Raw genomic sequence first — 12,975 nt, 5'->3', positions numbered from 1 at the left:
CCCCGCGTCCAACGATCACAATCGCACAACCGGGGGTGGCCGATGAAAGGACAGGAAATCGGACGCTACGACGGGTGGCGCGGCACCACACGGCGGAACCTCGCCCTGGCGGCAACCGCGGCAGCGCTACTCCTCACCGCCGTACCGGCAAGCACCAGTACGGCGACAACCACCACGACCGCAGCGGCTTCGGCCGCGTGCCGCATCGACGCCGGAGCCGTGCGCTCCACCGGGGACCATCGATCGCAGGAGTTCGTTGGCACGTCGCCGGCGACCCGAGCCCACGACCTGAACCGGGCGCTCAGGATTTTCGAACCTAACCAGGTCAGACTCAGTACACAGTTCGAGGTACGCCCGGCCCAGGGCTACCAGGTGATGACCGGTCACGTGGTCATCGGCTCCGTGCTCTACCGCATCACCTATCCGATCGAGAACGGCGCGACCCGACCGTGGGAAGTCATCGTCGACCGCATCGGCGGCGGCTGGGGTCCGTTCGTCACTCTCACCACTTCGCGACGAGTCAGCTCCGAGTCGGCGAACGCAACGGATCGCCTCTACGGCCTGCGTGACGACGGCACGCTCTACCGCTGGACCATCACCAACTCGACGTACCGCGCCGCCGCCTATCCGGGGTTCGGTGCGATCAAGACGATGACGTTGCTGAGCCGGACGTCGACGTACGACACCTTGTTGTTGACGACGCGCGCCGGCGCACTCCAGACGGTACGCATCCCGGTGACCGCACCGACGCGGCTAGCGGTAAAGACGGTGCGCACCTCCACCTGGCAGGTGTTCGAGAACTTGATAGGCAGTCCCTGCGGCCAGTCCGGCACGCTGGTGCTCGGCATCGACAAGGACACGAAGCTCGGATACCTGTACGCCGTTGGGCACGCCAACGGATCCGCTACAGCAATCCAAAGCCTCGGGAAGGTGCCTGGGACCTTTGCTGATCCGGTCGACTTCCGTTGGGCCCCGTACGACGCACCGCCACTATTCGGGGAGTAGCCGGATCAGAGGGTGAGGGTGAGCCGGATCGTCGTGATCGATGACGATGGTCGCGGCTGCGGCCAGATCATGCTGGTCCTGGTACGCGCGCCATCCGGGGACGAACTGCCTCTCGAACTGTCTCCGGGCGGCGTCCGCCCCGCCACACCGGGTCGCCGTCGCGGAGCACGCCGCGCCGAAGCATCTCGTCCTCATCGACGTGCAGGAGGATGCCGACATCCCAGTACGGGCGCAGCGCCGACTGCAGCAGAAACACTCCATCGACAACCAGCACAACGTCGTACGGCGCTGTCCCGGCGGCGCCGTCCGCACTTCGATAGTTGCGATCGCCTCGCGGCCCGAGCGGGATCAGCAGTCCGTCGATCAGTGCAGGCAGGTCGAAGTTGTCGTCGAAGTACCCCGTTGCGGGGACTCCGGGAGAGTGCGGGCGCTGATCCCGGATGTAGTCGTCGACGCTGGCCCGCATCGTCGGACGGACGCCGGCCAACGCGACGGCCAGTTCATCAGCCAGGGTCGTCTTGCCGGCCGCGTCCGGTCCATCGACGGCAACCCGCACCGGACGAGCCCGAGCGGCGCCGGCGATCACCCCGACCACACGCTTCAGAACCTCCTGTCGGCTCGTCACCCTGGGACGATAGGTCTCCGCCGCAAGGAAATGCCAGGCCAATCGGCAGGCTGTATGAGATTCCGCGAGTAATACTCATGCGCGTGCTTGGCGTTCGAGCCGCCGAAAGGGATCCTCGCGTCGAGTTTGTCGAACGCGACCCGATCCGGGACCCGGAGATCGTGACAACCACAGATGTGAGTCGATGGGCGGGGACAGAAGGCCCTAGAACTAGACCCACAAGGACTTAGTCACCCACGTTATTCGGCGAGCACCGCTTATTCGGCGAGCACCGCGAACTTCAAATGCCGAATCTGGCAAGCCGCGCCAAAACGAACACGGTGCCCGCATCACATCACTGACCCCGCCACACTTACTCACGGAATCCTTAAGCCGGCAACCGGTGGCCAGCGAAGGCGCCGTCGCCCCGCCGTCAGCACGACAAGTTGGCGGCGCGGATGCGCGCCAGCAGCTCCTGCCGGGAGGAAGACTTGGTCACGAGTGGACTGGTGGCAGGGAAGCGTGTTGCGGAACGCAGGCCCCGGCGGTCATTTCGACTCGCCTTACCTCTTCTTCTCGATCTTCGGCGCCTTATGCCCCGTGGTCCCCGCCCTCGCCCACTTCTTGTTCTCTTCCACCTTGGGCGGGTTCGGTTTACCCCCGCTCCTCGCGTGTTCCCGATTGTTCATTTGCTGGAGCTTCGCGATCTCTTCCGGGGTCAACTTTGCCATTGCAGATCGTTTCCTTTCGCAAAGACTTGTGGTCGTCGGGATGGAACATTGCGATTGACGATACTCGACGCGTAGGGTCACCATCGGCATAGCTCACAGCAATTGTGGCGTGACGCTCCCCCCACCTTTCGCACGACCCGATCGCGGCTCGGAGCCCAGCACTTCGTCGAAGGACAGGAAGCGGCCAGTGCGGGCCCGTCGCCGACACGGGCCGCTTTGGCGGACGGTCGACCGGGCGAGTACTGGCCGGACTCGCCGCGCGAACCGGACAACCGTGGTCGAGCGAGTTCGACGACGTGCCCCCCTCGCCGACCTCCACGACCACTTCGAGGTGGACCTTGTCCAGCCGACGGATGCCGAAGGCAACATCCCGACCGTAGTCCGCGGGGCGCGCCTACTCCAGGTGGTAGTTGGCGAAGCGGGTGCGCAGATCCTTCTTCGAGAACTTGCCGACGGAGGTCTTAGGGACCTCCTCGATGAACTCGACCGCATCTGGGAGCCACCACTTGGCAACGAGTGGCCTAAGGTACTCGAGGATCTCGTCGCCAGTGACCTCCGTGCCTTCCTGGATGACGATGCAGGCCAGCGGACGCTCGTCCCACTTCGGGTGCGGTACGCCGATGACCGCGGCCTCCCTGACGGCCGGGTGTGCCATCAAGAGGTTCTCGAGCTCGACCGAGCTGATCCATTCGCCGCCGGACTTGACCAGATCTTTGGTGCGGTCAACGATGCGCACCGACCCGTACTGGTCGATGGCGGCGACGTCGCCGGTCTTCATCCAGCCGTCCTCGGTGTTGAGCTGGACCCGGTCGTCAGGCCGGTAGTACTCAGCCGCGATCCACGGCCCCCGCACCTGGAGCTCGCCAGTGGCTTCGTCGTCCCACGGCAGGGGTGTGATCGAGCCGGGCTCGACGATGCGCACCTCGACGCCGGGCAGCGGCAACCCGGCGCGAGCACGATGGTGGGCCTTCTCCTCCTCGGGGAGATCCTGATCCCGCATCGCGACGTGCGACGCGGTTGCGACCGGACTGGTCTCGGTCATCCCCCAAGCCTGCAGAATCGGCCGGCCGAGCTTCTCCCGGAACGCCTCCGACAACGCGAGCGGTACGGCGGAACCCCCGCACGGGATCCGTCGAAGCTTGGGCAGGTCAACTCCGTCCAGCAACGGCAGCAAGCCCTGCCAGATCGTCGGCACTCCGGCGCTCAGCGTGACGTCCTGCTCCTGCAGCAGTTTGAGGATCCCTTGCGGAGTCATGTCCGGCCCGGGGAACACCAGCGAGGCGCCGGCCATCGGCGCCGCGTGCGCCAGACCCCACGCGTTCGCGTGGAACATCGGCACGACCGGCATCACGGTGTCCGTCTCGTCCAGCCCGATCCCCGCGTTCGTCAGTACGCCGATCGAGTGCAGCCAGGTGGATCGATGCGAATACACGACGCCCTTGGGATTCCCCGTCGTACCGCTCGTGTAGCACATCGCGGCGGCCTGGTTCTCATCCTCGACGTGGAACTCGACCGGCTCCGCGGCGGCCAGCAACTCCTCGTAGTCGTGGAACCTGGGATCGTCCGGCACCTCCGCGGCCGGCGCTCCCGCGGGCAGGTCGTCCATCACGACGACATGCTGGACCAACGGCAGCCGCTCAAGCAGCGGCAGGAACAGCTTGAGTAGCGATTTGTCGACGAACACGACCTCGTCTTCGGCGTGGTTCGCGATATAGACGACCTGGTCGGGGAACAGCCTGATGTTGAGGGTGTGCAGAACCCGGCCGGTGCATGGGGCACCGAAATACAGCTCGAGGTGACGGCCTGAGTTCCAGGCGAAGGTCCCAACCCGACCGTCCGGGCTGATCCCGAGCGTGTCCAGCACGCCGCCCAGGCGTCTGGTCCGCGCAGCCCACTCGGCGTACGTCATCTTCGTCGGCGCCGGACCGCCGGTGTAGACGGTCTTGTCCGGATAGAACTGCTCGGCCCGGCGGAAGATCGTGTCCAGGGACAGCTGGTAGTTCTGCATCAGACCCTTCATGCCAACACTGTGCCAGTCGCGGCGTCACCTTGACTACGACCTCAGCCGGACTTTCTCCGGCACTCTTCCCGCACTCGATCGGCTTCGGTGAATCTGTCGAAAACAGATGACATGACATACGTGTCGTGTAATGTATCGGTCATGAAGGTTGTCGAGGAGCTGCGATATCTCGTGCTGGCGATCCAGCGCGAGGGCAACCGGCTGCTCGCCGCCGAGCTGCGCCCGCTGGGAATCACGCCGTCACAGGCCGAAGTCCTGCGGGTCCTGCGCGATCACGGACCGCTGACGCTGAACTCACTCGGCGGTCTGCTGGTCTGCGAGACCGGCAACAGTCCGAGCCGTCTCGTCGATCGGCTCGTGGCGCAGGGACTGGTGAAACGCGGCGTTGACGCGGTCGACCGGCGCTACCTCGCGCTGAGCCTGACCACGAAGGGCCGGGCACTCCACCGGCGCATCGTCACCGCGGAGAACCGGCTGCATCGGACCATGCACGACCTCGTCGCCGGCCAGGCGCTCGACGAGACCATCACCACTCTGCGCGCCGTCGCCGACGCGTTCCCCGCCGGAGCCGCGCTGGCCCGCCGGCGGGACGACCACCACTTCGCCCAGGAGAGATAGTCATGGAGACAGCCACCGACACCATCCACGCCCACCCGACCGCTATTCGCCACATCTTGCTGGATGCGCTGGGGCTACCGGAGTGGAACGAGGCATTCCTGGCGATTGACGGACCAGCTGAGGCGGACCTTGGCTCGGCGTACGCGCTGCGGGTCCGGCCGGGGTTCGCGGGCGAGCTGCGCTACACGGTGGTCGAGGCTGATCGGATCGAGATCACGTGGCAGGTTCCTGGGTTCCGCGAGGTCGGCACGTGGACCATCGGTCCGGACAGCCAGGTCACGCACACGTTCGAGCAGTCGGGGCCGCTGGCAACAGTCCTGCGCCCGGCTTACCGCAACATCGCGACGATCCGGTTGGCACGCCTCGCCAACCGAGTGCGCCAGCTCGCCCACTCGTCCTGAATGGAAGAAGGGATGAGCCAGCTCGCCCGCTCATCCTGAGGGGCAGTGATGAGCTGGGGTCGCGGGCCGTGTGTAGCAGGTCGGGCGCTCCTCCTGGAAGTACGAAGCGCCCCCGGCTCCTGGGTTAGAGGCCTAGGGGTTGGGCGCGTTTGTGGGCGGTGCGGCGGTGGGTGGCGATGATGGTGACCGCCGCCTTCTCGTCCACCTCGCGGCCTTCGAGGAAGTCGTCGATCTCGTCGTACGTCACACCGAGCGCAACCTCGTCCGGTAGGCCTGGGTTGTTGGTCTCCAGGTCGGCCGTCGGCACCTTGCCGGTGATCTCGTCGGACGCGCCCAGCTGCGACCCGACCGCACGGACCCGGCGCTTGGTCAGCCCCGACAACGGCGTGAGGTCGCAGGCACCATCCCCGAACTTGGTGAAGAAGCCCATCACCGCCTCCGCCGCGTGATCCGTGCCGACGACCAGACCGCCGCGGGCGCCGGCGACGACGTACTGCGCGATCATCCGCTGGCGCGCCTTGATGTTGCCCACATGGAAGTCCTCGCGGTCGCCGAGCCCCGCGTGCCGAACCGACTCGACCATCGCGTCCGTGGCCGGTTTCACATCGACGACCAGCGTCTCGTCGGGCTGGATGAACTCCAGGGACCGCTGTGCGTCCGATTCGTCCGCCTGGACGCCGTACGGCAGCCGCATCGCGACGAACGTCGCCTGACCGCCCTCGGACCGCACCCGCTCGACCGCGAGCTGACACAGGCGCCCCGCCGTACTGGAGTCGACGCCGCCGCTGATGCCCAGCACGTACGCCGTCGCCCCGGTCCGCCGGAGTTGGTCGGCCAGGAACTCGACCCGGCGCTCGATCTCGGTGTCCGGGTCGAACGACGGGGACACGCCGAGCTCGGCGATGATCAATTCCTGCAGGTAGCGGCGCTCGACGCTCATCAGGCTCCTTCGGTGATCGGTGCAGACTCACCAAAGCCTAGGCGGTGCCATCACGCACCCTCGCCCGGACATAAGGATTCCCCGCGCACCCGGAAGAGCTCACTTACCCTTGCTGCCTTCCGGCCCTGGGGGAGTTGGGCGAGATACCGCCACGCGGGGAACCAGCCACGAGTGTACGGGATCCCTGGCGCCAACCGGGAATCGGACTAGGGTGGTTGGGTGACGGATCATCAATTCGGCCCGTTCGGTCTTTCCACGGGTCTTGACAGCAGCCCTCACTCCTTGGACGCCGCCCGCGCGGCCGAGGAGCTCGGATATCCCACGATCTGGCTTTCCGGCGGTCCGCTGCCGGGACTCCAGACCATCGTCGACCTGATCGAGGCCACCAAGTCGATCCGGTTCGTCAGCGGCATTCTCGCCGTCGACCAGTACAGCGCGGCCGACGTCAGTACGACGTACGCCGCACTGGAAGCGTCTGCGCCGGGCCGGTTCACCGTCGGACTCGGCGGCGCGCACGGGCCTAAACCGCTCGCCACGCTCAACAAGTACCTGGACGAGGTCGACGTACCTCTGGACCGCCGCGTGCTCGCAGCACTCGGTCCGCGGATGCTGGAGCTCGCCCGCGACCGTTCAGCTGGCGGCTACCCGTTCCTGGTCACCGCTGCGTACTCAGCGGAGGCACGCAAGGTCCTCGGCCCCGACAAGCTCCTAGCGGTCAGTCACCTCGTCGTACTGGAGTCAGACGCCGACCGGGCTCGTGCGATCGCCCGGGACACCATCGGCTTCTTCCCACAGATCCCTGGGTACGCCGCCTCGCTCAAGCGGCAGGGGTTCACGGAGAAGGACCAGGCCGAGCTCCCCGACCACATGGTCGACGCACTAGCCGCTTGGGGCACCCCTGCGGACATCAAGGCCAAGCTGAGCGAGCACCTGGATGCCGGCGCGGACACTGTCGCGGTCAACGTGATCACAGGGGTCACTGGACCGCAGCCGATCGAGCAGTGGAGAGCTCTAGCCCCCACGCTGCTTGCGTAGCAGCGTCGGGATCCAGTGGTCGCCGTACCGGTCCTGGAGCTCCGGGCGCTTCCAGTCCTCACCAGTGATGACGCCTCGGCACAGGGGTGAGCCACAGGTGCACTGCATCTCGAAGTCCACGCCGGTCGAGGTCCCGTAGTCGCTTGTCACCTCGTCGCCCGCCGCGATGTCCCGGCGGGCCTCAAGGGTGACGGCGTCGATCCACCACATGTTCGGATCGCAGCTGTGGTTGCCGTACGCAACCACAGGACGCGGATCGTTACTGAGTACGAGGTGTTGGTCATCGTCGATCGTGATGGTGTCGACGGGCGGGTGCTTCAGGAGCTCCTGGAGCTCCGCTGTACTGACGCGACGGCCGGACAGTTGGCCGACCACGGCGCCCGCCGCGATGGGCTGGGTGGCGAACAGGCCCTTGCCGGCTACAGGCGAGTCCCGGACCTCCAGAGCGGGGTGCGCCCAGGTCAGCGGCTTCTCATAGAGACGGACGGTCGACTCCAGCTTGTCGTACCGGTACGGGCGCTCCTCACCGGTCGGGGTGAACCCCTGCCGCTCCCAGAACCGGGTGGCTACCTGCGCGTTGGTGTCCACGATCGCCAGCCTGACCGTACGTACCTCGGGCCAGGTGGTCTCGACGTACCGCTGGCCCTCGTCGTACGTCGCTCTGCCGTAGCCGAGGCCCTGGTGATTCCAGTGCACCTGGAGCAGACCGATGAAGGCGGTGTGGTCGTTCGGGAAGCCGCGGAGCAGATCGACGACCGCAACCAGCTGGTCAGCGACAAAGCCGCCGAGTACGAGCTTAGCCTGCTCAGGCAGGCCCTCCGGTCGCATCATCAACAGGCTCTGCGCGTCCGCGGGACCGGGCGGGTAGCCGGTGACTCGCTCGGTGTGCCCAGGGTCGGCCTCGATCAGCTCCTGCAGCGCATCCACATCGCCCGGCTCGATCGGACGCAGTACGACGCTCATCCCTCGAGGTCCTCGATCCGGCCGGCCATGATCGCCCGTACGTTCGCAGTGACCCGCTCCACCGGCCAATCCCACCACGCGGCCTTCAGCAGCCGGTCGACGTCCGCATCCGGGAAGCGCCGGCGGATGAGCTTGGCCGGGTTCCCACCGACGATCCCGTACGGCGGTACGTCGTCCACCACGACCGCACCGGACGCGATGATCGCACCGTCGCCGATCGTCACCCCGGGCATCACCAGGCTGCGGTACCCGAACCACACGTCGTTCCCGACCACGGTGTCCCCGCGGCCCGGCAGCCCGGTGATCAGATCGAAGTGCTCCGCCCACGGGCCGCCCATGATCGGGAACGGGAACGTCGACGGCCCGTCCATCCGGTGGTTGGCGCCGTTCATGATGAAGGTGGTCCCCTCACCGAGTGCGCAGTACTTGCCGATCCGCAGGCGCTCCGGACCGTAGTGATAGAGCACGTTGGTCGTCTCGAAGGCAGTCGGGTCGCCCGGGTCGTCGTAGTACGAGTAGTCGCCCACTTCGATCAGCGGAGACGTCACCACCGCCTTCAACAGCACCACTCGCGGCGCCTCAGGCATCGGGTGAACGACGTTGGGATCCGGCGCGTCCATACCCCGACCCTAAATCAGCCCCCCGACCCCCAGCAGCCCAATAAGCAGCACCCAGGACGCCCCACCAGGCTTCGCGCCCCCGATTTCAGGTTCCCCCGCCACCTCGCGTATCCTCTCCGCTTGGAGGATTCGCCTAGAGGCCTAGGGCGCACGCTTGGAAAGCGTGTTGGGGGCAACCCCTCACGAGTTCGAATCTCGTATCCTCCGCCAGTCTCCTAGAGGCAAGCAGGCACCACGCTTCCGCAGGTCAGGGCGTGGTTAGGATCTGTGGAGGCATGAATATCAGAGGGGCCGGATGCTGAGCGTCCGGCCCCTCTTCATGTCCCAGGGGCTCAACGAGGGTCTCAACAGCCCCCTCAGACAGGCACGAGGACCCCACCGGCTGCTTCGCCCGGGTCGTCGTCCCTCGCTTCGGTGGCTGCCCAGAGCAGTCCACCGACGCGTTCGGCAAACGTCCATACGGACCGGCGCAGTGACGTGCTGATACCGCTTGACCATGCCCCGAGAGGTCCGCCTTCTACTCGCCTGCAGGCGAGTTCTCTTTCGTTGATTTGCGCTTCTTCTTAATGACTACACCCGGCTTCACGTTGATCCGAGCCAGCGCGACCCCGAAGCTAGAGCGACTAATCTCCTTCAGGCAATACGCGATCTGAACCTTCGTGAAGAAAAAGAGACTTTTGCTCAGCGGGCCTGATTTATCGGTGGCGATCGCCAGAACGAATGTCACGTCCCCACGGTCAGGGATAGGATCGCCGGGACGGATCGTCTCCCACACATCACTCAGTTTGCTCTGGTACTTCTCGTCTCCCCACGCCTTCGCGCTATTTATAGCCTGGGCGACAAGATGCGAGAGGCTTGGGGAGTTTGAGGCTGCCTTTACGCAGAGAAGCTCCGCTTTCGGCGTGAGTAAGTCGCAGATCTCCAGCTTTTCATACTGCGCAAAATAGACGAGATCTTTGTCAAGTAGGCCGTAAGCCTTCTTGTCCGAGACCATTTTGTTGTACGACCCTTCGATTGTGTCGTCCGATGGGTCGTCATCGAGAGCGCTCACATCCCAAACGGGCAGGGCAAGTTCATCGGTGATATCTTCGATCGAAGCGATTTTCGCGTTCACCTCCTTCCTGAATTCTTTCTGAATCTCAAACCACAGCCCTGCAGACAAGAGGTAGTCCGAGCCTCCGTTGGAAATCTCAGCCATTACATAAGACTTCAGAGGATGTACTCGATCGACTGGCTTATCATCCTCAGTCAAGGCATATATATCGATATCCGTCAGCGGGTTTTTGTTGCTATGAAGTCCGGCAACAACGCTCATCACCGGTTCACTATCCAAGCTCCCTAGAACAAACCGTCCTTGACGGCCACATGCCAGCTCATAATGGTCGAGATTCGCTTGATCGAATGGGTCGGGCGCAGAGAAGGCAAGCTTGTCCGACCCGCTCCGTAGGAGCTTGACGACCTCATCATCAAGCTTTTCGATCAGCGGATCCTTCTTGTCAAGCGGAGTTATCTGGTCGAGGAAGGCAAAATTCTTCTTATAGTCATCCTTCGCGTAGACCGCTAGAACACTCTCCACTTTCGAGGTTATCTGCGTCAACGGAAAATCAGGCACCGCTATCCTGAGGGAGTCTGCCCCGGCGACGGTGGTGGCGAAGCCTTTGTCTGTCGCCTTTCCTGACAATTGCCTCAACCATTCTTCATCTACCTCTACATTGAGATCAGAGAACTCCCCATCGACTGGAAGCATGGTGTACTGATCGCGCGAATTGCTGGCTATGCCTCGGGTCTGGACACTCTTGATCTTGTCGGCAGCAATGATGTTCGCGGTTACCTTCAACCCAAATCCGCGTTCGACGAAGCTGGGCTCGAGAACATGAAAGCCTGTTCCGAAAGTAACCGCCACGAGGCGATCAGCAGCGGAAACCAGTATTACCGCCCCCAGGCTGAGACTCGAATACTTTTTGTCTCCTGCGTGCGCCATGGCCACCTGATCCAGGTCGGCCAGCCACTTTGGCGGCTTCGAATCGCCCTCGATCAGAAAGATCTTTGCGATATTCAGGTCATTGGTTCTGGAAGTCAGGGTTTTTACTTTCGCTTTAGTGCGAATAACACTGTTATCCCCTTTGGCGTCCTTGCGAAGCAGGTACATATTTAGCCGCATTGGCCCCCCAACGCTCATCGACTCGCTCGATGCGGCGAGCCGTCAATCACACAGAGTTAAGCAGTTTCTCTGGGTCATGACTAGATCCCAGGGAATCGCCGCCGCCCCAGTGCAGCAGTGCCCCCCATCAGACGTGTCCCTTAGCAGCAGTCGGCTTAGCCCGGCAACCGCCGCACTGCTGCAGAGGTTGTCAGCGCGGTTCATAGCCCGATCACGACCCGTCCTGATGCACTCAAGGAAGATCACCGAGACCCCTTGGCCAATGGCTCGCGATCCGCGCACAGTGCTGAGACTCGCTAAAGGCTCGCGGCCACCGCGAATAGAGGACACGATGGCAGGTACACGGCTCCGATAGGGGCTTTAGCCGCGCGGCGAAGAGCTTGCGGGGAGGAGGTGGCTACGTGACTGCTGCGCCGATCCGAATCCTGCTCGATACGAACGTCTTCATCGCGGCTGAAAGCGATACAGAACCGAGGCATCCACGAGCCGAGGATGCGAGTGAGCTTCTCCGCCTAACTGCCCAACTCGGCCACTCCGTGTGTGTAGCGAGCACCATTCATGATGACTTCAACCGCCACGCAGATTCCGCACACAGGCTGCGACGCCGATGGCAGGTCGAGCGCTACCACGTTCTCGACGCGATAAGGGTCCCGGGCGATTTTCGGCGCCGTGCTGGTTATCCGCCGAACCTCGGAGCCTCGGCGTGGGTCGACATGACCCTCCTGCTCGCACTGGAGCGGGGCGCCGCTCAGTGGCTGGTGACGGACGACGGCGGCATGCACTCGCATGCCGCAACACTGGGATTGTCAGATCAGATCTTCACCCTTGCCGACGCTCTCAGCGTCTTACGTCTCCAAATATCCCAGCCCATCGACATTCCCGCCGTCGAGGAGGTAAAAGGCTTCCAGCTCGATCCAAACGACCCAGTCTTCTCCACATTCGACACGTCCTACGACATCAAGCGCTGGCTAAAAGGGAAGGTCGGTCCGGAACATCGCCCCTGCCTGGTGATCCAAGACGACGACGGTCTGCAGGCTATCGCCATCTTGAATGAGGAACGTGAACAGTCGTGGGGTTTGGCCACGCCAAGCCTAAAGATATGCACCTTTAAAGTGGCTGAAGCCGCCCGGGGAGTAAAGAGAGGCGAGCTCCTACTATGGGCGATCTTCCAATTTGCAAGACGCCGTCCTTATCGAACTATCTTCATCGAAGCATTCACTCACGAGGAAACCTTAACTGCACTCCTCCGAGCCTTCGGTTTCAACGAGATCGATGGGACCACACCTCGCCCGGGAGAGAAGATATTTGCGAAAGAACTCGTCCCACCCGAGGACTCAAGCGCAGCCTCGGCGCTGGAATACCAAATCCTCTACGGTCCGGGAAATTTGCGACCAGAGCGCATCTTCATGGTTCCGATCATCCCGACCTGGCACGCCAGCTTGTTTCCCATGGCCGACGAGCAGCCTATTCTCGCACCGGGGCTGACGGATCACGGGAATGCAATGCGCAAGGCGTACCTCTGTCTGTCACCTAGTCGACAGTTGCAGCCTGGAGACACGCTACTGTTCTACAAAACCCGCGTACGCCAGCAAGTCCGAGCTGTCGGCGTCGTAGAGTCGACGCTGATAACATCCGACCCAGTACAAATTCTCGAATACACGGGACGGCGCACCGTATACACGCCGCGCGAAGTATCCGATATGTGCTCTCGGGGCCAGGTATTAGCAATCCGATTCCGGATCGACAGAGTCCTCGACACGCCATTGACGATGAATGCATTGATTCGCCACCGAGTTATGGCAAGATCTCCACAAAGTATCATGAGGATACGCGAAGGGGATGGGTTTCAGTGGCTTCGCACCATACTGGCCGGGTAG

Annotated in this window: 12 protein-coding genes, 1 tRNA gene and 1 other RNA gene; 6 read left to right on the top strand and 8 right to left on the bottom strand. The window is 63.5% G+C overall.

All coding sequences use genetic code 11. The features are described from left to right. The first annotated feature begins 42 nt into the window (after window positions 1–42). Window positions 43–1,005: a hypothetical protein gene (locus AB0L70_RS07660; RefSeq protein WP_363681164.1), complete on the top strand. Its 963-nt coding sequence runs from the start codon at window positions 43–45 to the stop codon at window positions 1,003–1,005. A gap of 67 nt (window positions 1,006–1,072) precedes the next feature. On the opposite strand, the gene AB0L70_RS07655 is transcribed toward AB0L70_RS07660, so the two are convergent. The 3 genes from AB0L70_RS07655 to AB0L70_RS07645 form a co-directional block, all read right to left on the bottom strand. Further along, complete coding sequence (locus AB0L70_RS07655) at window positions 1,073–1,630, bottom strand: hypothetical protein (protein WP_363681162.1); 558 nt, start codon at window positions 1,628–1,630, stop codon at window positions 1,073–1,075. A gap of 542 nt (window positions 1,631–2,172) precedes the next feature. Beyond that, complete coding sequence (locus AB0L70_RS07650) at window positions 2,173–2,340, bottom strand: hypothetical protein (protein WP_363681160.1); 168 nt, start codon at window positions 2,338–2,340, stop codon at window positions 2,173–2,175. A gap of 394 nt (window positions 2,341–2,734) precedes the next feature. Then, window positions 2,735–4,360: a long-chain fatty acid--CoA ligase gene (locus AB0L70_RS07645; RefSeq protein ID WP_363681158.1), complete on the bottom strand. Its 1,626-nt coding sequence runs from the start codon at window positions 4,358–4,360 to the stop codon at window positions 2,735–2,737. Window positions 4,361–4,501: 141 nt separating this feature from the next. On the opposite strand from AB0L70_RS07645, the gene AB0L70_RS07640 reads away from it, so the two are divergent. Then, complete coding sequence (locus AB0L70_RS07640) at window positions 4,502–4,978, top strand: MarR family transcriptional regulator (protein WP_363681156.1); 477 nt, start codon at window positions 4,502–4,504, stop codon at window positions 4,976–4,978. A 2-nt stretch (window positions 4,979–4,980) separates the two neighbouring features. Further along, a complete protein-coding gene (locus AB0L70_RS07635) occupies window positions 4,981–5,379 on the top strand; it encodes an SRPBCC family protein (protein ID WP_363681154.1) in 399 nt (132 codons plus the stop codon). Between the two features lie 124 nt (window positions 5,380–5,503). On the opposite strand, the gene nadE is transcribed toward AB0L70_RS07635, so the two are convergent. Both nadE and ffs read right to left on the bottom strand, forming a co-directional pair. Continuing rightward, complete coding sequence (nadE, locus tag AB0L70_RS07630; protein ID WP_363681152.1) at window positions 5,504–6,319, bottom strand: ammonia-dependent NAD(+) synthetase; 816 nt, start codon at window positions 6,317–6,319, stop codon at window positions 5,504–5,506. A gap of 69 nt (window positions 6,320–6,388) precedes the next feature. After that, an RNA gene (gene ffs, locus AB0L70_RS07625) (signal recognition particle sRNA small type) lies at window positions 6,389–6,485 on the bottom strand. Between the two features lie 53 nt (window positions 6,486–6,538). Between ffs and AB0L70_RS07620 the strand changes: the two genes are divergently transcribed. Further along, window positions 6,539–7,354: a TIGR03620 family F420-dependent LLM class oxidoreductase gene (locus AB0L70_RS07620; protein ID WP_363681150.1), complete on the top strand. Its 816-nt coding sequence runs from the start codon at window positions 6,539–6,541 to the stop codon at window positions 7,352–7,354. Here AB0L70_RS07620 and AB0L70_RS07615 read toward each other — a convergent pair. Continuing rightward, window positions 7,331–8,317: a GNAT family N-acetyltransferase gene (locus tag AB0L70_RS07615; protein ID WP_363681148.1), complete on the bottom strand. Its 987-nt coding sequence runs from the start codon at window positions 8,315–8,317 to the stop codon at window positions 7,331–7,333. The genes AB0L70_RS07620 and AB0L70_RS07615 overlap by 24 nt on opposite strands. After that, a complete protein-coding gene (locus AB0L70_RS07610; RefSeq protein ID WP_363681146.1) occupies window positions 8,314–8,937 on the bottom strand; it encodes a CatB-related O-acetyltransferase in 624 nt (207 codons plus the stop codon). Before AB0L70_RS07610 ends, AB0L70_RS07615 begins: the two co-directional genes overlap by 4 nt. 122 nt (window positions 8,938–9,059) lie before the next feature. On the opposite strand from AB0L70_RS07610, the gene AB0L70_RS07605 reads away from it, so the two are divergent. Beyond that, window positions 9,060–9,147: transfer RNA gene (locus tag AB0L70_RS07605), tRNA-Ser, on the top strand. Window positions 9,148–9,454: 307 nt separating this feature from the next. On the opposite strand, the gene AB0L70_RS07600 is transcribed toward AB0L70_RS07605, so the two are convergent. Continuing rightward, a complete protein-coding gene (locus tag AB0L70_RS07600) occupies window positions 9,455–11,116 on the bottom strand; it encodes a DUF6119 family protein (protein ID WP_363681144.1) in 1,662 nt (553 codons plus the stop codon). A 383-nt stretch (window positions 11,117–11,499) separates the two neighbouring features. Between AB0L70_RS07600 and AB0L70_RS07595 the strand changes: the two genes are divergently transcribed. Further along, a complete protein-coding gene (locus AB0L70_RS07595; protein WP_363681142.1) occupies window positions 11,500–12,975 on the top strand; it encodes a hypothetical protein in 1,476 nt (491 codons plus the stop codon).

It is taken from the genome of Kribbella sp. NPDC051952 (genome assembly GCF_040680855.1).
Taxonomy (GTDB): Bacteria; Actinomycetota; Actinomycetes; order Propionibacteriales; family Kribbellaceae; genus Kribbella.
This window is presented reverse-complemented; position numbering and strand designations above follow the sequence as displayed.